At 47.1% G+C, this 22,335-nt stretch carries 10 protein-coding genes and 2 pseudogenes; all 12 read left to right on the plus strand.

Translation table 11 applies throughout. From position 1 onward, the window contains the following. Nucleotides 1-44: 44 nt before the first annotated feature. Nucleotides 45-182 (plus strand): six-cysteine ranthipeptide SCIFF, encoded by a 138-nt coding sequence (gene scfA, locus DL94_RS15620; RefSeq protein WP_065813989.1) that lies wholly within the window; start codon nucleotides 45-47, stop codon nucleotides 180-182. A gap of 83 nt (nucleotides 183-265) precedes the next feature. Further along, nucleotides 266-1,666 (plus strand): thioether cross-link-forming SCIFF peptide maturase, encoded by a 1,401-nt coding sequence (gene scfB, locus DL94_RS0107040; RefSeq protein WP_028129557.1) that lies wholly within the window; start codon nucleotides 266-268, stop codon nucleotides 1,664-1,666. Nucleotides 1,667-1,950: 284 nt separating this feature from the next. Beyond that, nucleotides 1,951-2,961, plus strand: coding sequence for a type I glyceraldehyde-3-phosphate dehydrogenase (gap, locus tag DL94_RS0107045; protein WP_014425549.1), 1,011 nt, complete (start codon nucleotides 1,951-1,953; stop codon nucleotides 2,959-2,961). A 97-nt stretch (nucleotides 2,962-3,058) separates the two neighbouring features. Beyond that, nucleotides 3,059-4,252: a phosphoglycerate kinase gene (pgk, locus tag DL94_RS0107050; RefSeq protein ID WP_028129558.1), complete on the plus strand. Its 1,194-nt coding sequence runs from the start codon at nucleotides 3,059-3,061 to the stop codon at nucleotides 4,250-4,252. Nucleotides 4,253-4,530: 278 nt separating this feature from the next. Further along, the gene (gene tpiA, locus DL94_RS0107055; protein ID WP_028129559.1) at nucleotides 4,531-5,280 is read left to right on the plus strand and encodes a triose-phosphate isomerase; all 750 of its coding nucleotides are present in this window, start codon (nucleotides 4,531-4,533) and stop codon (nucleotides 5,278-5,280) included. Between the two features lie 15 nt (nucleotides 5,281-5,295). Continuing rightward, complete coding sequence (gene gpmI, locus DL94_RS0107060; protein WP_028129560.1) at nucleotides 5,296-6,825, plus strand: 2,3-bisphosphoglycerate-independent phosphoglycerate mutase; 1,530 nt, start codon at nucleotides 5,296-5,298, stop codon at nucleotides 6,823-6,825. Nucleotides 6,826-6,950: 125 nt separating this feature from the next. Next, a complete protein-coding gene (locus DL94_RS0107065) occupies nucleotides 6,951-7,643 on the plus strand; it encodes an iron-sulfur cluster assembly scaffold protein (protein ID WP_028129561.1) in 693 nt (230 codons plus the stop codon). Nucleotides 7,644-7,699: 56 nt separating this feature from the next. Continuing rightward, nucleotides 7,700-8,701 (plus strand): GGGtGRT protein, encoded by a 1,002-nt coding sequence (locus DL94_RS0107070; protein ID WP_028129562.1) that lies wholly within the window; start codon nucleotides 7,700-7,702, stop codon nucleotides 8,699-8,701. Nucleotides 8,702-8,846: 145 nt separating this feature from the next. Continuing rightward, nucleotides 8,847-9,269 (plus strand): annotated as a pseudogene (locus DL94_RS16445) (flagellin); the annotation flags it as partial. 942 nt (nucleotides 9,270-10,211) lie between these two features. Further along, a pseudogene (locus tag DL94_RS16450) lies at nucleotides 10,212-10,616 on the plus strand (flagellin); the annotation flags it as partial. 217 nt (nucleotides 10,617-10,833) lie between these two features. After that, entirely contained in the window at nucleotides 10,834-12,159 is a 1,326-nt protein-coding gene (locus tag DL94_RS0107090) for a flagellin N-terminal helical domain-containing protein (RefSeq protein WP_028129565.1), read from the plus strand. 180 nt (nucleotides 12,160-12,339) lie between these two features. Continuing rightward, entirely contained in the window at nucleotides 12,340-22,329 is a 9,990-nt protein-coding gene (locus tag DL94_RS0107095; RefSeq protein ID WP_028129566.1) for a YDG domain-containing protein, read from the plus strand. Nucleotides 22,330-22,335 lie beyond the last annotated feature (6 nt).

Below are 22,335 nucleotides of genomic sequence, written 5' to 3' on the forward strand. Positions count from 1 at the left end.
TGTTAAAATAATATGAGATTCTATTTTTGATAGGAGGGCTAATAATGAAGCACATTAAGACGGTGAACAAGCCGAGCATGCAGAAAACCCTGAAGACGGGCGGCTGCGGCGAGTGCCAGGCTTCCTGCCAGTCCGCTTGCAAGACTTCCTGCACTGTGGGCAATCAGGTTTGCGAAAAGTAAGCATTTGCTTATATTACAGGCCTTTCCAGATTCTCTGGAAGGGCTTTTTACATTTATTTGCTTTGTGAAAGTTAGGAGTTGCAATGAAAGCCAGAATTCATAAATTCGTGCAGAACGGTACCTATATCCTGCTGGACATTAACAGCGGTGCCGTGCATGTTGTGGATAAAATGATTTACGAAATCATGGACACCTTTGATGGGGGAAATGATGATGCGGTTATCGCTGCTTTGCAGGACCGTTATAAAAAGGCTGACCTCGAGGAGGCCATTGACGAGCTGCATGCCCTGATGGACGAAGGTGAGCTCTTCGCGCCGGATATTGACGTGCCCCCTACCTTCAAGCAGAAAGGGCTCGTAAAATCCCTGTGCCTGATGATTGCCCAGGATTGCAACCTGCGCTGCAAGTATTGTTTCGGGGACGGCGGCAGCTATGGTCAGGAACGGGCTATCATGAGCCCGGAAACCGGCAAAAAAGCGGTTGACTTCCTTATTAAAGCGAGCGGCCCCAGAAAGCACCTCGAAATGGACTTTTTCGGCGGCGAACCGCTTATCAATATGAAAACGGTCAAAGCTGTGACCGAATATGCCCGCCAGCGTGAACAGGAAACCGGCAAGAAATTCAAGCTGACGCTTACGACCAACGGCCTGTTATTAAATGATGAAAACATCAAATGGCTGAACGACAATGATTTCTCCCTCGTGCTGTCCCTGGACGGCCGCAAGGAAGTTCACGACGCCATGCGTCCTGATGTGGGCGGCAACGGTTCCTATGACCGTGCCATCAAGAACTTCCATAAGTGCCTCGACTCCCGCAAGGGCGGTGACTGGGATTACCGCGGTGTTTACACCTACCTGCGCGGCACCTATACGAAAAACAACATGGACTTCACAAAAGACGTGCTGTCCATGAATGACGAAGGTTTTGATATCCTCTCGATGGAACCGGTGGTGTTAAAGGACAGTCCGCTGGGCTTTACGGAAGAAGACCTGCCGCGTATTTTTGAGGAATATGACAAGCTGACAGAGGCTTATATGCAGCGCCATCGTGAGGGCAAGGGATTCTTTTTCTTCCATTTTAATATGGACCTTTCCAATGGCCCGTGTGTAGCCAAGCGCCTGTCCGGCTGTGGTGCCGGTCACGAGTACTTTGCTGTGGCCGAAAACGGCGACCTCTATCCGTGCCATCAGTTTGTTGGCCGCGAAGGTTACCGCTTAGGCTCCCTGGACGAAGGTGTGACGGATACGAAACTTCCGCAGTACTTCCGTGAAAGCCATGTGCTGAACAAGGAAAAATGCCGTGACTGCTGGTCCCGGTTCTTCTGCTCCGGCGGCTGCCATGCCAATGCTGATCTGTTCCACGGTGATATCCGCAAGCCCTACGAAGTCGGCTGTGAAATCCAGAAGAAACGTCTGGAGTGTGCCATTTATGTACAGGCTATGCTGGAATTGGAGAAACTGGAAAAAGAAGACGAACTGGCATAAGCATAAATGCTATTTATAATACTGACAACAGCGTGACAAGGTGAAAACCTTGTCACGCTTGTTTTATGTGCGTTTTACGCTATTGTTTTTCAGCATTTTGCGCCATTTTACCATGTATAAACTATTGTTGATTATTCGTTGTGAATTTTTTGAAAAAAAAGAGGGAGATTCATGGAATAATTGCTGTAATTTATGATAAAAAGATTGACAATTGCAGGGAAGTTATTGTATTATAGACGTTGTAAGAACTGAAACTTCTAAAAAATTTAGGGGGTATTTTTCAAATGGCAGTAAAAGTTGCTATCAATGGTTTTGGCCGTATTGGCCGTCTCGCTTTCCGTCAGATGTTCGATGCAGAGGGTTATGAAGTAGTTGCAATCAACGACCTCACGAGCCCGAAGATGCTCGCACACCTGCTGAAGTATGATTCCACGCAGGGCAAGTACAAGTACGCTGACAAGGTTGAGGCTGGCGAAGACAGCATCACCGTTAACGGCAAAGAAATCAAAATCTACGCTGAAAAGGATGCAAAAGACATTCCTTGGGGCAAGCATGATGTAGACGTAGTTCTCGAATGCACTGGTTTCTACACTTCCAAAGAAAAAGCATCTGCACATCTGGCTGCAGGCGCTAAGAAAGTTGTTATCTCCGCTCCGGCTGGTAACGACCTCCCGACTATCGTATACAACGTTAACCATGAAACCCTGACGAAGGAAGACAAGGTTATCTCCGCTGCATCCTGCACGACGAACTGCCTTGCTCCGATGGCTAAGGCTCTGAATGACCTGGCTCCGATTCAGTCCGGTATCATGTGCACGATCCACGCTTACACTGGCGACCAGATGACTCTGGATGGCCCGCAGCGTAAAGGCGACCTCCGTCGCAGCCGTGCAGCAGCTTGCAACATCGTTCCGAACTCCACGGGTGCTGCAAAAGCTATCGGCCTCGTAATTCCTGAACTGAAGGGCAAACTGATCGGTGCTGCACAGCGCGTTCCGACCCCGACTGGTTCCACGACGATCCTCAACGCTGTTGTTAAGGGCGACGTTACGGTTGAACAGATCAACGCTCAGATGAAGAAGGAAGCTACGGAATCCTTCGGTTACAACGAAGAAGAAATCGTATCCAGCGATATCGTTGGCATGCGTTTCGGTTCCCTGTTCGATGCTACTCAGACCATGGTTAACCCGGTTGAAGGTGGCACGCAGGTACAGGTTGTATCCTGGTACGACAACGAAAACAGCTACACGAGCCAGATGGTTCGTACGATCAAATACTTCGCTGAACTCGGCTAATTATTTGTTCGCAGCATAACTTCATAAGACGAAGATCTATTGAGGTCCGGCCTGGCAAACTTGGGCCGGGCCTCAATTTATATTTGGAGGTTTACAAATGGATAAGAAAACCCTGAAAGATATTGACGTCAAGGGCAAAAAAGTATTTGTCCGCGTTGACTACAACGTTCCGTTCGATGAAAACCAGAACATCACCAACGACACGCGTATGGTTCGTACGCTGCCGACCATCAACTACCTGCTCGATAACGGCGCTGCTGTTATCCTGGCTTGCCACATCGGCCGTCCGACCGAGGCTCGTGAGCCGCAGTTCTCCACGAAACACCTCGTTGCTCATCTGTCCGAACTCCTCGGCAAAGATGTAAAGTGGGCATCTGACTGTGTAGGCGAAGTTGCTGAAAAGGCTGCTGCTGACCTTCAGCCGGGTGAAGTTCTGCTGCTCGAAAACCTCCGTTATCACAAAGCAGAAAAGAAGAATGACCCTGAATTTGCTAAACAGCTGGCCAGCCTCGCTGACGTTGCTGTTGACGATGCTTTCGGTGTATCCCACCGCGGCCATGCCTCCAACGCTGGTATTGCCCAGTACGTGGAAGTTGTTGCCGGTTTCCTCATGGAAAAAGAAATCAACTACATCGGCAAGACTCTGGAAGCTCCGCAGCATCCGTTCGTTGCTATCATCGGCGGCGCTAAGGTTTCCGATAAAATCGGCGTAATCAGCAACATGATTGAGAAAGTCGACAAAATCATCATCGGCGGCGGCATGGCTCATACCTTTGACGCAGCTAAAGGCCTGCCCATCGGTGATTCCCTCTGCGAACCGGACAAGTACGACCTGGCTCGTGACCTGCTCAAGAAAGCTGAGGAAAAGGGCGTAGAAGTAATTCTGCCGGTTGACCTCGTTATCGCTGACAAGTTCGCTGCTGATGCCAAGACTCAGACTGTTGACGTGGACAAAGTTCCCGATGGCTGGCAGGCTCTTGACTCCGGCGTTAAGACTTCCGAAAAATACGTTGAGGCTCTCAAAGGCGCTAAGACGGTTGTTTGGAATGGTCCTATGGGCGTATTCGAATTTGACGCTTTCGCTAAAGGCACCCTGGCTGTGGCTGAGGCTGTTGCTAAGGCAACGGATGAAGGCGCTATTTCCATCGTTGGCGGTGGTGACTCCGTAGCAGCCTTGAAGAAGACTGGCCTGACCGATAAGATTTCCCACGTTTCCACAGGTGGCGGTGCAACGCTGGAATTCCTCGAAGGCAAAGAAATGCCGGGCGTAGCTGCAATCGCAGACAAATAATGCGTGGTGTGACTTTTCTTTAAGCAAAGAAAAGTCACCAAAAGAAACCGGCGACCTAAATCCCATCACGGGATTTAAAGGTCGTTGGCGCCCATCCGTGGGCGCCGGATTAACGAGAACGCATTATCTTTTCGAGATAAAAGTAAAAGCCTTCCCCTATGGGGGCGGCTTTGCCGCGGGTGTCCGGTGGACACCCCGTACGGGACCGCGTTAGCGGTGGATGAGGTTCTTACCGCTAACTGGTCTTATAACAATAAAATTACTGGGAGGCTATATAAATGGCTAGAACTCCGATTATTGCTGGTAACTGGAAGATGAACAACACGATTAAGGAAGGCGTTGAGCTCGTAAAGGCTCTGGCTCCTCTTGTTAAGGACGCTACGGTAGACGTTGTGGTTTGCCCGACGGCTACGGCTCTTTCTTCCGTTTGTGAAGCAGTTAAGGGCACGAACATTCATGTTGGTGCACAGAACGTACATTGGGAAGCAAAAGGTGCTTTCACGGGTGAAATCTCCACGGGTATGCTCAACGAAATCGGCGTAGATTACGTTGTCCTCGGTCACAGCGAACGCCGTGATTACTTCGGTGAAACGGACGAAGGCGTTAACAAGCGCGCTCGTGCTGCTTTCGCTGCTGGTATCACCCCGATTATCTGCTGCGGTGAAAGCCTTGAAATTCGTGAGGCTGGCACTTACATCGACCATGTAGTTGCTCAGATTAACGCTGCTCTCGAAGGTTTCAAAGCAGACGAAGTTGCTAAGCTCGTTATCGCTTATGAACCGATCTGGGCTATCGGCACGGGCAAGACGGCTACTTTTGACCAGGCTGAAGAAGTTTGCAAAGCTATCCGTGAAGCTGTTGCCAAGAAATTCGACCAGACGGCAGCTGACGCTATCCGTATTCAGTACGGCGGCAGCGTAAAACCGGCTACGATTAAAGACCTCATGCAGCAGCCGAACGTTGACGGCGCTCTCGTAGGCGGCGCATCCCTGAAGGCTGAAGACTTCAGCGCTATCGTTAACTTCTAAGGAGAAGAAAGACACATGGCAACTCTTAAAAATGCACCAGTGGCCCTCATCATCATGGATGGCTGCGGCCTCGGTGATAAAACCGACAAGAACAACGCTGTACAGGTAGCTAATACCCCCGTACTCGACGGCCTTCTTGCCAATTATAAGACCAGCCAGCTGCAGGCCTCCGGCGAATTCGTCGGCCTGCCTGACGGTCAGATGGGTAACTCCGAAGTTGGTCATACCAATATCGGTGCCGGCCGCATCATTTACCAGCAGCTGACCCGTATCACCCGTGACATTCGCAACGGCGACTTCTTCAAGAACGAAGCCCTGCTCTCTATTGTCAACGGCGTGAAAGAAAAGAACGGCGCCCTGCACCTTATGGGCCTCGTTTCCCCGGGCGGCGTGCACAGTCATCAGGACCATCTCTATGCCCTGCTCGAAATGGCTAAGAAAAACGACATCAAGGAAGTATATGTACATGCTTTCCTCGATGGCCGTGATGTACCGCCCCAGAGCGCACAGCCTTTCCTCGAAGAACTCGAGGCTAAGTGCAAGGAAATCGGCGCTGGCTGCATTGCAACCGTCAGCGGCCGTTACTACGCTATGGACCGCGATAACCGTTGGGAACGCGTAGTCAAGGCTTATGAGGCCATCACTCATGCTGAAGGCGTCAGCGCTGACAGCGCTGTAGCCGGCCTTAAAGCCAGCTACGACAACGATGTTAACGATGAATTCGTAGTGCCGTTCGTAGTCAAAGGCTACGAAGGCATGAAGAACGGCGACGGCGCTATCTTCTTCAACTTCCGTCCGGACCGTGCCCGTCAGCTGACTCATTCCTTTGTGGATGAAACTTTTGACGGTTTCGAACGCGATGAAGACTTGAAGATTCCGTTCGCTACTTTCTCCCAGTACGAAGACGGCATGAATGCTCTCGTAGCTTTCCCGCCGGAATCCATCAACAACACGCTGGGCGAAATCATCCAGAACAAGGGCATGACCCAGCTGCGTATCGCTGAAACCGAGAAGTACGCTCATGTAACGTTCTTCTTCAACGGCGGCGTAGAAGAACCCTACAAGGGTGAAGACCGCATCCTCGTTCCGTCCCCGAAGGTTGCTACTTACGACCTCCAGCCGGAAATGAGTGCTGTGGAAGTTACGGATAAAGTTGTAGAGGCCATTAAATCCGGCAAATACGACTTCATCATCCTCAACTATGCAAACTGCGACATGGTTGGTCATACCGGCGTGTTCCCGGCTGTAATCAAGGCTGTGGAAACGGTAGACACCTGTGTGGGCCGTTTCGTAGACGCTATCCGCGAAGTTGGCGGCGAGGTCTGCATCACTGCTGACCACGGCAATGCCGACAAGATGATGGACTACGAAAACGACCAGCCCTTCACCAAGCACACCACCAACCCTGTACCGTTCATCGTGGTATCCGACCGCGTTAAGTCCGTTAAGGACGGCGCCCTCTGCGATATCGCACCGACTCTCCTCACGCTGGCAGGCGTAGAGATTCCGGCCGAAATGACGGGCAAGAATCTGGTGGAACTTTAATCAGCAGGACAGAGGCAGCATTCTTTGAGCAAAGAGGGCAGGCAGCCGCCTGCCCATGCTAGCCCTTTGCCCAAGGCTGCTCCTCAAGTATTATATTTTAGAAAAAGAGAGGAATACGAACAATGATTGCTTATTCACAGAAAGTGGAAGACATGGCATGCGTAGCCCAGGAAGTACACCATGGTGCTGCTCCCATTCCTGAAGAAGGCAAATGGGTAAAATCCAAGAACGTACAGGACATCAGCGGCCTGACGCACGGCATTGGCTGGTGCGCTCCGCAGCAGGGTGCCTGCAAGCTGACCCTGAACGTTAAGGAAGGCATCATTCAGGAAGCTCTCGTTGAAACCATCGGCTGCTCCGGTATGACTCATTCCGCAGCAATGGCAGCAGAAATCCTGCCGGGCCTCACGGTTCTCGAAGCTCTGAACACTGACCTGGTTTGCGATGCTATCAACACTGCTATGCGTGAACTCTTCCTCCAGATTGCCTATGGCCGCAGCCAGACGGCTTTCTCTGATGACGGTCTGCCCATCGGCGCAGGTCTTGATGACCTGGGCAAGGGCCTCCGCAGCCAGACTGGTACCCTCTACAGCACGCTGAAGAAGGGTCCCCGTTACCTCGAACTTGCAGAAGGCTATGTAACGAAACTCGGTCTTGACAAAGAAGGCCGCGTAATCGGTTACGAAGTTGTACAGCTCGGCAAAGTTATGGAAGCTGTACGCAAGGGCCAGGATGCTAACGAAGCTATCAAAGCTAACACCAGCACCAAGGGCCGCTTCGCTGATGCTGTCAAGACGATTGACCCGCGCGAAGAGTAATTGTGACTCTTTGACAATTTCCGCAAGTTTCTAGGTAAAAGAGAGGAATGAATAGAATGTCATTATTCGAAGGCTATGAGCGTCGTATTGACCAAATTAACGAAGTTTGCAAAAAGTATGGTATTGCTTCCATCGAAGAAGCAAAGAAAATCTGTGATGAAAAAGGCGTAAAGGCTTACGACATCGTCGGCGACCTGCAGCCCATCGCATTTGAAAACGCTAAATGGGCTTACACCCTCGGCGCTGCTATCGCTATCAAGAAGGGCTGTGTTGCTGCTGCTGACGCTGCCAAAGCTATCGGTGAAGGCCTGCAGGCTTTCTGCGTACCGGGTTCCGTTGCTGACCATCGTAAAGTAGGTCTCGGCCATGGCAACCTCGGCGCTATGCTGCTGTCCGAAGACGCTGGCTGCTTTGCTTTCCTGGCTGGCCACGAATCCTTCGCAGCTGCTGAAGGTGCTATCGGTATCGCTCAGACGGCTAACAAAGTTCGTAAGAACCCCCTGCGCGTTATCCTGAACGGCCTCGGCAAAGACGCTGCTCAGATCATCAGCCGTATCAACGGTTTCACTTTCGTAGAAACTGAATATGACTTCAAGGCTGACAAAGTTAACATCGTGAAGGAAATCGCTTACAGCGATGGCCTCCGTTCCAAGGTTCGCTGCTACGGTGCTGAATCCGTACAGGAAGGCGTTGCCATCATGAAACTGGAGAAAGTTGATATCTCCATCACTGGTAACTCCACGAACCCGACTCGTTTCCAGCATCCGGTTGCAGGCTGCTACAAGAAAGACTGCATCGAAAACGGCAAGAAGTACTTCTCCGTTGCCTCCGGCGGTGGCACGGGCCGTACGCTCCATCCGGACAACATGGCTGCTGGCCCGGCTTCCTATGGTATGACCGATACCATGGGCCGTATGCACGGCGATGCTCAGTTCGCAGGTTCTTCCTCCGTACCGGCACACGTTGACATGATGGGCCTCATCGGCGCCGGCAACAACCCGATGGTTGGTATGACCGTAGCCGTAGCTGTAGCTGTACAGGAAGCTATGAGCAAATAATTAAAACTGTTGTTTTAGGCACAAGTTCTGAAAAGGACTTGTGCCTTTTTTATTTTACAAAATAAATTTATTTAAGAAATGAGTAAAATCCTACGATATACACAATGAGGTGGTTAATTGGCTATATCTTCAAGGAGGAAGGATCATGTCAATGGTTATAAAGAACAACAAGGAGGCAATAAATGCCTTAAACACCCTTAATCAAAATGCAGATGCTTTAACTAAAAGCCTGCAGAAGGTATCTACCGGGATGAAAATCAACGGCGCTGCTGATGACGCCTCCGGCTATGCTATCAGCGAACGCATGCGGGTACAGCTGCGCAGTTTAGAGGCAGACATCGCCAATACGCAAAACGCTGCCAGCCTCCTTAAAACGGCGGAAGGGGCTGTATCGTCTATCGTTGATATACTCAAAACTTTTAAGGAAAAAGCCATTAACGCGGCTAATGACACCAATACGGACAAGGACCGTGCTGCTATCCAAAAAGAACTTGACCAATACATGTCGCAGATTGAAGATAACGCTGCAGTGACTTTTAACGGCAAGCGTCTCTTAGATGGCACGCAGGGGCATGGCATTGCCGCAGACCCCTGGGATGCCATGGCCTCTTTTATGAGCTATCTGGATAATGCAGACACGGCTACAGCACAGGAGGCGCTGGACGGTGCTATAAAATATGTTTCTGGCGGCATGTTTGAAAACGAAACAGCCCTGATAAATACGTTTATCAATGACATAACGAACGACGGTCTGGCGGCCTGCGGCATAGTCCTCGACAATGAGGATACCGGGGCCATTACCGGCAAGGATGCGCGGAATGAAGTGGTCAAAACTGCGGAAAGTGTTGTGCCGGAAAAACATTATCCTTATGGAGGGGATCCTACAGGGGGAACATCCCGTATTCGCGGGCTGACCGTGAATTGGCCGAGCTCCGTAAATTCTGATGTAGAAAGAGCGATACTGGGGGCTTTAGATAATCCCTGGCTGTAAAATTGTATAGACCTTATTGATGAATCCTATGCGCTAAATTTTTGGGAGAAGGGCACTTCTGTACGTACGATGGATGTAAAACTGTCCAACGAAGGTCAGAATGGAAAGCTGGCCTATGTTACGAGCAGTATTTCGGGCGGTGTAACTACAGGGCTGAGTATGACCATAAACATGGATTATTATTCTTCATTGGACACAAAAGACTGGAATGGTAATGCCGGCGGCGGTGCCGGCTATCTTGACCGCACGATTGCCCATGAGATGACACATGCCCTGATGTCGGCCAACATCAAAAACTTTAGCAGCCTGCCTAAATACATAAAGGAAGGGGCTGCTGAAGTGGTACATGGTATTGATGATTTTCGTAGAAGTACCATTGCCAGTCTGGCCAGCGACCCGGACGCCTTAAAGAATGTTTTGCTGAATTCATCCGCTCCTGCCGGTGATGAGGCTTACGCTGCCGGCTATATGATTCTCCGTTATCTGGCCAAACAGTCTGCCGATGGCGAGCCGGAGAAAAATCTGGTCTTTCAGACGGGCACGAAGGCTAATCAAAGTATGCGTGTGGGCCTGGCCGATATGCGGTGCATAGCCTTGGGGCTGGCGAAGTCAGACGGCACTAAGGTCAGCGTTGCTACTCAGGAACTGGCTAACTCGGCGATTACAGTTATCGACCGGGCAATTGGCCGGGCACTTAAACAGCAGACACTTATCGGTGCTATGGAAAGCCGCTTGGAATTCACCGCTGCCAACCTGACCACCGCCCATGAAAACGTAACTTCCTCCGAAAGCGTAATCCGCGATGCGGATATGGCCAAGGAGATGACCGGCTATACCAAAAACAACGTACTCATGCAGGCCGCTCAGTCCATGCTGGCGCAGGCCAACCAAAACAGTAGCAGTGTACTGAGTCTGTTGGGCTAGTTAAATATACAAGGCACATGCTGCTATTGGGGGCATGTGCCTTTTGGTGAGTGAGTCCTGCACCTTGTTTTATTTTGCAGGAAAAATTTTTCCTGCAGCTATTAAGGAAAAAAAGATTTCACCGATATATAAAATAGAAATCTTGGCAACTCTGCATTGAGGATGATGCAGGTGTGCCTATTGTATAAAAGGTCAGAAAACAAGGAGGTTGGCCGCTATGGCTATGGTGGTAAAGAACAACATACCAGCTAAGAACACGCTCAATCAGCTGGACAAGAATGACAAGGCTCTTGCCAAGAGCCTTAAAAAGGTTTCCTCAGGGATGAAAATCAATAGTGCTGAAGATGATGCTTCGGGATATTCTATCTCTGAGAAAATGCGTACCCAGATGCGCAGCTTGGAGCAGGACATTGACAACGCACAGACAGGGGCAAGTATGCTCAAAGTTGCTGAAGGTGGCGTCCAGAGCACTGTAGATATTCTCAGCACCCTCAAAGAAAAAGTCATCAATGCGGCAAATGACACCAATACCGATGCCGACCGGGCAACGATTCAAAAGGAACTGGATCAGGCCGTAGACCAGCTCGATGAAAATGCCAATGTCCAGTATAATGGCAAGATTATGCTGGACGGGTCGCATAATAATTATGTAAAGAGTCCTGGTACCCTTACGACATTAGTAAATGAAAGTTTGTCAACAAACATTGCTGAAGATGATTTATTGACTGACTTGACGGATGTTGCAGGGCGCTCGCTGGGTATAAAAATGGATAGTGTAATAGAGATTTCATATGTGCGACAGGGAGAAACACATTTACTCCGCATGGATCCTGTTGGATTAAATGAAGTTCAAACTTTACTTACAGGATGTGTCAGTACTGATGGAACAGATGTAGATGATGTCATGAGTGTTTCAATAAATAGCACTATTGGCGTTGATAGAGTAGGAAGTCCTGTAAATAGTGTTAATGGTGAAAAAGCTGTTATTTTTACAGCTAAAAATCCAGGGTTGGATGGGCAAATTTCTGGACTTACATTTAATGTAATAGAGAAAGATGGTTCCATCAACAGGACGGCTAATGCAGTATTAAACAATTATTATGAAGCAATAAAAGCTGAAAATCCTTCGCCAGATAATGCACTGGTCTTTCAGGTAGGAACAAAAGCTAATCAGGCAATAAAGATGGGATTTTCAGATGTGCGTAGTGAGGCGTTGGGGTTACGAGGCAAAGATGGTTCCACGTTGTCCATAACCTCACAAATGAAAGCTAATGCTGCGATTAGTGTATTAGATTTGGCACTCTCTAAAGTATTGGATGTGCAGACAACTATAGGCTCAGTAGAAAGTCGTATGGAATATACGATGGCTAATTTGACAACTGCTAACGAAAATACAAATTCTGCCGAGTCCGTTATTCGTGATGCTGATATGGCTAAGGAAATGACAACGTACACCAAGAATAATGTGCTGACACAAGCCGCACAGTCGATGCTTGCGCAGGCTAATCAGAACAGCAGCGCAGTATTAAGCTTATTACAATAATATATCCGCAGGGGCAATGCGTTAGGGCATTGCCTTATTTTTTTTGACCTTATTGTAAAAAAAATAGAGCTTTTGCCCTTAAGAAAGACATGGTTTCTGTCGATATACATAAAGGACGACTGTCTAAAAATGAAAACGTAGTGATATGCTTTTAGATGTAAGATAAATGGGGTGTAGAAAATGCGCAGGGACAGTAATCAGCAAAAAATTGCCATAGCCGTAGGTATTGCCCTGTCGGCAGGGATGTTTAGTATTGTGCCCGTGGCTTATGGTGCGCCTGTGGGGGGCACGGTAACTACTGGTGGAGCTGACATTGCCTATAGTGATGCGGCTAACGGTGGTAAAGATACAAGTATTACCAGTACAACTATGAATAATGTCATTGATTGGCAGGATTTTTCGGTTGCAAAAGGTGAGAAAGTTGTTTTTGATGGTGAAACAACTGACCCTACCCAAGGTGCGCATAATTATATGAACATTGTCTCTGGGATGAATACATCTCAGATTGATGGTGCAATCAAGGGAGGCAATGAAGTATATATTATTAACCCCAATGGAGTTATTTTTGGTGAAACTGCCAGCGTAGATGTGGGAAGTCTTTATGCCTCTACCCGTGGTGTTACAGATACGGTAAAAGGTGCCATTGCCGCTAATGGTACAACCATGGAAAGTGTTATAAATACTGCATCTGCTGGAGTGGCAACGGATGTTGTCAATATGGGTAAGATTAGTGCCAACAAAGTCGTGATGGAAGGCCAAAATGTTCGTTTTCTAAATGATTCTACAGTTAGTACGAATAGTGAGACACAAGCAACGGAACTTACGCCATGGGTAAAGGCAAACAGTGTAATATTAAAAGCTGATTCTGTTGATGGTGGATATGTTCATGTGGGCAATTATGATGGAGCATCAGCAGGGGACGCATACAAGACTATGTCTATAAGGAATAACGCAACTGATGTTGATGAAAATGGGCATAGTGTCCTTACAACGCTGCCGCCTACTAACTATTATCAGTTGGTAGATGGCAATAATTGGAGTACAACGATAGCAACAAATCTCAGTGGCAATTATATGCTGAGAAGTGATATAGTTGCAACGGATGAGGCAACTACTTTTACACCAATTACAGAAACCTTTAAGGGCAATTTTGATGGTAACTTCCATACTATTAGTGGGATGAAGGCAAAAAAGGGGCTGTTTGCAAAAACGAGTGGAAAAAAACGTATAGAGAATGTTGGTGTGGTTGGATCTGAAATTGAGAATGATTCTCGTGAGTATGCTGGAGCTATTGCTGGCGAGGCAACTGACACAACGTTTAATAATGTATTTAATGAGGGGACGAGTGTCAAAGTATCCCTTTCTGGTGTTATTGCAGATGGTCGAGCTGGTGGTTTAGTAGGGAAAATAAGTGGAGTAAAGATAAATGAAAGTTATAATAATGGACAAATTACAGGTCATGGATTAGTTGCTCAAGCGGACTCTTCGGATTCTTCGGCTGAATCTACGATAAAAAACTCCTACAGTATAGGCGAGCTTACTAGTACAGGTATGGGATTTGTTGGAGCAGCAAGTTCATCTGCTATTATAACAATTGAGAATTGCTATGCAAAATCATATAAAGGTGCCGCAGGAAATGGTTCAGGAATAAAGATTAAAAATTCGATAGTATATGGTTTAGGTAATGGGACCCGTGCTTATGGAGGAAACACTGGATCTAGTGAAACACAACCATATACGAGTGACTTAAAGTATAAAGATAGTTATACAGGAATAGATGTTGGGTGGACTAGTATTACCAATATAGGTGGAGTAAAGCCTAACGAAAATGGTGAAGTTACACGCTCAATTTGGCGTATATATGAAGGACAGGATATGATGCCGGTTTTGACGTCGTTTCTCAAGGGCGTTAAGACGGTCAATTATAATTATGGCTATTTCGATGATGATGGACTAAATAAGACTGTTTCAGTTTATGGTGGTTCTAATGGAATTGGTAGTAATACCAAATCAACATATACAGATGCGGCAGGCAATACGGTTAGAAATGCTGATGATATACCAGCCTTTTATGGCGAGGCAACAGAAGGATTGGTATATAATGGAAAAACCTTGAAAATTTTGAATAAAGACCAGAATGGTGCCGCAACGGATAGCAGTACTATTCAGTTTGCTCAGCAGGATATAGCGGAAAAAGAGTTGAGTCATATAAAATATGATACAGCTGGACGTAAGAATTCTACCTATGATGGCAGTAAAGTAAATTCATGGGCAATGATTTACTCTGACCAATTAGGTTATGATATTGCTGGTGGTAATATTTCTATAGCACCTCGTTCGGTTCCTACTAAAACAACTACTGATTCTTATATGATAGCTCGCGCCTATAATGGGTCTTATGATGCTTCAGATGATGTAGCAAATGTGTTCACAGGGGAAACTACTTCGACAACAGGAATCCTGCCAGAGGATGAAGGCTCAGTTAAGGTCAGATACTCTGGTACAGCGACGTTTCAAAGTTATAACTCTAATACTGGTGCGTGGACAGATGATGCTAATGTAGGTATTGATAAAAGAATTAATATTAATGGAAATCTATCTTTAGCAAGTATAACTACCAATACGGATGGAACTACTACTACATCTGATTATACTGAGAATAATTATACCTTGGTTAACAGTGCAGGTGAGTATGTTAACAGTGTGACTTTGCCGACAAGTAATGTTAAAGGTGTTATTTATCAAAGAGAGCTTATTGTTAAAGCGGCAAAGGATGATTATGAAAAGGTTTACGATAAGAATAGTACGGTCAAAATTAAAGATGAAACAACAGGCGAATATATAGCTCGTACGATTACTGCAGATGATTTTGATTTTGATACGTCTCAAATCGTTAGTCTGCCAAGTGCTAATAATGCTGCGCAAACAGTAGCAGATGATGTTGAACTTGATTTTGGTGAAACAGCGAATTATGTAATTAGTGCAAACGATTCATCAGAAGAGGCTGTATCAGCTGGAAACCATGCAGTTCGGTTGAATGGCGTGAAACTTAAAGGCGCAGCGAGAGATAATTATGTACTGGTATACGAAGATAGCACTGGCAATCGCAAGAACATTTTTAGTACTAAGGGGCTTATAGAGTTAAATCGTGAAGGTGAATATGAGCAGGGAACTGCAATAAATCCTGAAAATGAGGATGGTACGGGTGGCGGCGGCAATGTTTATAGTACAGGTGTTATTAATCGTCGTAATATTTCCTCCACAGGCTTTGAGTGGTACACGGGTGACGAGAATAACAAGACATGGCATAATAATAGTGCAACCGCTGGTGCAGCTACACGGGAATATACTGGTTCTGAAAATTACGCGGAACCCGTTGGAACAAAGGTCAGCAATGAGCGTAATTCTACCGTAGGCAGTGGTATGCTGGAAGGGGATAGTTTGCTCTTTACGGTGCAGTCAGCTACCTTTGTCAAAAGTGCAGCTTGGGAGGATACGGATGAAAATGGCAAATCTGTAAATCATACCTATAGTACGACCAAAAATGTAAATACCGATACGCAGGTTGGTGCTCAGGGTGTAGTTTATACGGTGACTATTTCGGATAACGGTACAGGGGTAGCGAATAACTATACCCTTGACGGTCAGGATATCGTAGCCAATGGCAATACTGTGATTGGCGCTGGCGCAATAACTCCGCGCACGCTGAATGTAGTGGTTAATCCGACGAAAAATGTCACTAAACAGTATGATGGCAATGCAAATGTCAAGGATGCTGCTGGAGAAACCACTTTTGGTATGGATGATGGTTATCTCTCCTATGCAAATGCAGAGGATACGGAACATCATCTCTTGACGAATGATGGTTCGCATATTAAGATTACTGGTCTCTATCAGCAAACGGGACTCGATGGGGCAGCGAAGAACGTCAACTATACCCAGAATACAACACAGAATGGCAATACAACGACCACTACTTATACCGTAGCGGATAAAAATATTGTTTACGAAGCAAAAGTATATGAAGGTACAGGGGATAGTGCGGTTATTTCCCAGAATTACAAATTTGGTGAAAATGGCAGTGCTACGCAAACCTTTGACGGCATTGGCCAGATAACGCCGGCAACGATAACTGCAGTGACATTTAAGACGGCCGAAAAGACTTATGACGGTGATTATAATGTCACAAATTCGACCAGTGAAGCAGGGATTACAGTAGGCCAGCCAACGTATAAAAATGACCGTATTACGATTACCGGAGTAACGGGAGCGGTAAATAACGAAGGCATTCAGGATGTTTTTGGCGTTGATGAAAATGGCCAGCTAGCACTTAATTCGGAGGTTTTGAAGGGGCAATATGGTGAGATGGCAGATGGCGTGTTTACGCCTAATGCGGATGTACTTCGTGCTGCCTCTCACGAAGTAATCGAAAATGGTAAGACCGTGGAGTATATGGGGCTGGGCAATCTGTTGAATACGCGCAATTATATTCTGGCGGATAACCTTAGCGAAAAAGCCTATGGTACAGGAACCATCAGACCGCTGAAGATTACGGATGGTGAATGGATTAAGCTGGATCGTAATTCTACGCCCATAACCAAGGTCTATGATGGTACAAAAAATGTTGCCCATGCTATGGACTATCTCACGGACAGACAGGCCTATGTGCAGCCGACGGGAACGACGAATGAACTGGGACTTAATTTGACCGTGGCAGGCGCAGAGTATTCCAGTCAGCATCAGGGAACCCGTGATGTTACTTATAAGTTGGTCGTTACCGAGACGGGGAACTATTCCATTGCCGATAGCCTGCTTACCAATGGATATGTGGAAAAGACTCTGACCGGTGGTGGTATTATAACTCCACGGGCGATTACCATTATTGATAATAAAGATTATGTCAATGATGATATTGTTGACCATAATATTACCAAGACTTATGATGCATTGCCTGACATTGAGCGTACAGGTGAAGAGTTGATTACGATTAAAGACCAGCTGGTGACAGATGTAGACACAGCCTATGTAGTCAGCAACGGAATTACCGCTGTTTATAACGATAAAAATGCTGGTAGTAAAGTTGTAACTTATACATTGAAGGTAGCTGGTGATACGGAGGGAGATTACTATTTCCGCGCGGAAAATTCGGACACACATCGTACTACCTGGACTGGTGAAGGCACGATTTATAAGCGAACTTTGACCCTTAATACTACGGCTGAACCATCTAAAGTTTATGGCACCTATGATGATGATGTAACAACAAACAGGCTGGAATCGGTCAAGAGCAGCACTATGCCTACGGCGGAGGTTATCAGCTTTGGCAGTGATGAAAATAAAACTGTTGTGAACCGGGATGGTTTTGATGTTACCAAGCTCACAGGCTTATATGGTTCTGGGACAACGGATGATACTTTCGTGGCGAATGGTGATGTGAATCGTGCAACCGATACGAATAGAACTGTATTGAATAAAGATGTGCAGTATAGCGGTGTGCTTGCGGCACTCGGCGATGATGCGGGTAATTATGATGTAGCCAATACTTTCTATGGCATTGGTAAGATTACGCCTGCAACAATTGACCACACGGCGTTCAAGTTTTACATTTCAGATAGCGTGTCGCAGACTTATAGCGGCAGTGAAGTGGTGGGCGAGTATGGCATGGATGCTACGGCCAGAAATGCGTTTCAACGTTCATGGGTTAATCCTGTAACAAGCGGCGTAGATTTAGATGGTAATGGAGCAGTGGATATTTCGCTGGCTGATGGTGCTTATGATTACAGCATTAACAGTGCAAAATTTAATTCAGCCGATGCTGGTGAAGGGAATAAGACTGTAACCTATAATGTCCATGTTGATGCCGCGACGATTAACAATTATGATTATGCAGATGATGCTGTAGCTATTGATGCAATTGACTTAACGGATAGCAGTAATACGGGCACAATCAATAAGCGTTCCATTATAGCCAGTGTTACCCATGATTATCTGGAAAAATACTATGATGGCACGAAGAAAATCTACAATGGTGATAATGCGGCCTATTCAGGAGCAGCCAGCGGCACAGAATTGAGCGGTGCTGATGCTGTGACTTTTGCCGCTGTTGTGGCAGATGGCACAACGACACAGACCGGCCTGCTTGATGGTACCAATGTAAGCACAGGTGCTTATGACGATGCAGGTGTTGGCACGAACAACAAGACGATTAACTACACGGCCAAAGTAGATGATGCTCATAGTGGCAACTACAAGTTTGTGGATGCTGAGGGGCATGAATTGACGAATGGTCAGGGAACAGCCCTGACAACTACGCAAAATACCATCAATCCCTTTGGCGTTGTCCTGACAACAGCTGATACGACGAAGACGTATGATGGAACTAAGGGCGTAAAAGCAGTTAAATCCACGGCGGCTTTGCAGCTAGGGAATAGCTATGACAATTTGCAGCTGACCGATGTTACGGATGATACCGGTGTATATGATAACCCCAATGTACAGAATGGTGCGGCGCATACCGTGACCTATACGGGCTTTACGCTGAATAATGACAATTATTATCTGGCCAAGGCTGATGGTAGCGCCATTGATACCGAGGCTGGCAAGAATGTCATTACGGGCACGGGCTATATTGAAAAGTATACGCTTACGGCTTTGCCGACATTTACCATCCATGATGTCACCAAGGAATACGATACTGATGCTTTGGTGAAGTACAATCGCAGCAGCGATGCCGATGCTATTAAACGTAACTTCATCACGGCCACTAACCTGCCGGGCGATATCGCTTATGAATTGGTCAAGGCGGAATATACCGACTCGGCCAGAGGTGTTGGGAAAACGGTTAACTTTATCTTGCAGCTCAGCAGTGATAATTATAATTTCGGTTCACTAGTGAATAATGGTTGGATGAACGCTGATGGCACTTTTGCAAAGAGCGGCACCGGGGATATTACCCCGCGCAAGGTCTATGTATCGCTGGATACCACGCCTGAAATCAGAAAGACTTATGACGGTGACACCGGTGTAGAGCAGGATGTTACCAATATGATTATTGTTCGTGACGGTGATTTACTGAATGAGGGTACCCATCTCAATCGCAATGCGTCTGTAATCAATGCCCAGTATGAGGACAAGGATGCAGGCGATAACAAAAAAGTAATCTATCAGGTGCAGCTTACGGGAAATGGTGCGGATAACTACGAGATTCACCGTCTGGAGAATCTGGGTACAAATGCCGATAGCGTCTACAATACGCTTGAAGGCACAGGCAAGATTGACAAAGCAACGCTTACGTTTAATCCAGATGACCACGCCTTTGACCGCGATTACCGGAAAGGTGATGCAAACGTTGGTTTGAATGCAGGCAGTGTAGTCCTGACGGGGGTAAACGGGGAAACTGTAACCTTAAATGATGGGGCGCTGAACAAGGTCACTGCCGAGTTTGGCAAGGGCACCGGCGCAAATGATTTTACTGCGGATGAAAATGTCAGCTGGAATGGCGATAATGTCGTTGACAAGGATATACGTTTCACGGGCCTTGACAATGCCTTGCAGTACATGGTGGATAACAACGTAGATACGATTTCCAAGAATTATACGATTGATGGTACGGCTTACTTTGCCGCAGCCAAAGCCAAAGGGAAAATTAAGCCCATCACGATTACTCAGGCGGCTACGGAGAATTGGAAAGCCGTTACGCGTGAATACAATGCGGATACGGATTTGCAGGAGGTGTATGATTATAGCGGTGCGACAGCGGAACCTTTGGGCATTAACGATATACTGACGTTTACGCTGACCCATGATGGCAATACCGTGACGGATAGCAATGGCAATGCCTTGACGGTTAGATATACGGCTGCGGGCCAATATGATAATCAGAATGTAGGGGATAACCATACGCTGAACTATCATATCAATTCCGTGGAGAGCAAAGTAAAAGATGCTGTGGGTAATGCCAACTACATCCTGGATGATTCCGTGCTGACGGCTTTGGTGAACCATGATGTAGATAGCGGCGCAGCCAATAATGCCGGTAATGCGGCTGTGTACAGCCATATAACCCCGCGGCAGTTAAATGCAGCGGTGGAGAAAGACAGCGGCAATCGCAAGATTTATGACGGCAATGATCGTGCAGATACGTCTAATTTTGTGGTGGATGCTGATGATCAGGCGATACTTAGCAAGGATGGTTTGCTCAATGACGTAGTGATTACGGCGAGGTATGGGGATAAACATGCCAGCGTTAATCCGGGTGAGGCAGACAGCAACAGCAAGACCATAACGTATACCTTAGCGCTTAACGATAACAGCGGCAATTATGCGATTGCTACGCCGTCTGCTGTTGCACAGGGCGATATTGAACGTCGTAAGGTTTATGTAGATGGCACCAATGCTGTCGCAGCACCTAAGGATTATGACGGCAATACCGATTTACCATCCGGCACCGATTACAACGCTATGGGCTTTGGTCTGCGGGATGCTGACAGCACTACGGGACTTGTGACCGGTGATAGCGATTTAAAGCTTGATGCCACGCAGGTTGAGGGACATTATGTAAGTCCTGATGTTAAGCGGGCTGCAGATGGCTCCGTTATCGCACAGAATATTAACTTCACAGGGTTTAAGCTTAATGATACGGATACAGCCAATGATAACAGTATCAATGATTATATTATGATTGATGCTAATGGAAGTGGCGTAATTAAGCCTTTGCCTGTAAGCGTGTCCATAGCTGCAGCACCTTATAAAGCTTATGATGGTACGACTACGGTCAAAGGCACGGCTGCGGCTAATGCCAACCTTGTACCTAGCGGACTGCTTACAGGTGACAGCGCCAATATTCTAATTGGCAGTGCTGACTATGATGATGCAAGCGCCGGTACGAATAAAGGCTACACCTACAATATCACGCTGGGGAATGGCAATTACACGCTGGTGCAGGGAAGCAATGCTCCTGACATTACGGTAACGGGCAATGGTCTTAAAGGCCAGATCAAGGCAAGTGACGGCACCATTGACAAGCGTATCATCACCCCCACTGTAAATGGCATCATGACAAAGGTCTACGATGGCACAACAGCCGGCACGGAAAATGCCGCCGCGAGTGTATCGCTTAGCAATGTGCTGAGCGGTGATAATGTAGGACTTACGGCTAAAGCAGTTTATGATAATCCTAATGCAGGAACAGCAGAAGATAGTGACGGACTGCAAAATCATAAGGTTACTTATAAATTGAATCTCAGCAATCCAAACTATCAGCTAGCCGAAGATACCATCACCGGCACCGGCACAATTTCGCGCAAGGGCTTAACCATCGTGGCAACGCCTGTTTCCATTAACAGCGGTGAAGCTATGCCGAAGTTCAGTGGTACGGTGGAAGGTCTTGTTTCCGGCGATGAGAATCTGGCTTCGTCCTTTGTATTTGATACAATGCCTACGGTGACAAATACTAGCGTAGAGAAGCCGAATCCGGTTTATGGCTGGTATCGTAATCAGACCTCTGGCAACTTTGGTCTGAATTATACCTTTGATCAGGATGCGGCTAATGACACGGCCTTTACGGTAAAATACGTGGACAGCGGCCGCAACAACCCTGATACCAAAATCACGCCGACCAACAATATTTATCAGCAGATTTCCAAGGACAAGGGCAGCGGCTTTGGCGACAATGCAGCGGCAGCTTTGGAATATGTCGATAAAAATGGTCAGGTCATCGCCAGGGAGACCATCGACAGCGGTGAAATCCATGATGGTAGTGTAAGTCTGGGGAATGCTGACGATATGACAAGTCAGGATACGTCCTTGGCTAATATCGGTATCGTGGGCGGCGACATCGTCAATGTTGACGGCGCCGATGCTGCCAACATGGCCAATATCGAAGTCACCGATAACGGCACGACGGTAAATCTTGAAATCACTTCCCTGTCTTCTGGAGAATCCGGTGACAAACAGGCGGTGGCAGAGATTACAAGTGTACCTGCGGCGGCAGACAATAGCAGTGCCCAAATCCAGAATCTGGATGACAGGCAGGATATTCTTGAGCAGTTGGAGAATAAAGATAAGGATGAGGAGAAAAAGGACAGCGAAATCGCCATTGAGTCCCAAAATAACCAAAATGATGACGAAATTGAGCTGAAAATTGAGGGTAGTGGCGTTAAGGTAGCTTGATTATTT

Source organism: Selenomonas sp. AE3005 (assembly GCF_000686945.1).
GTDB lineage: Bacteria > Bacillota > Negativicutes > Selenomonadales > Selenomonadaceae > Selenomonas_A.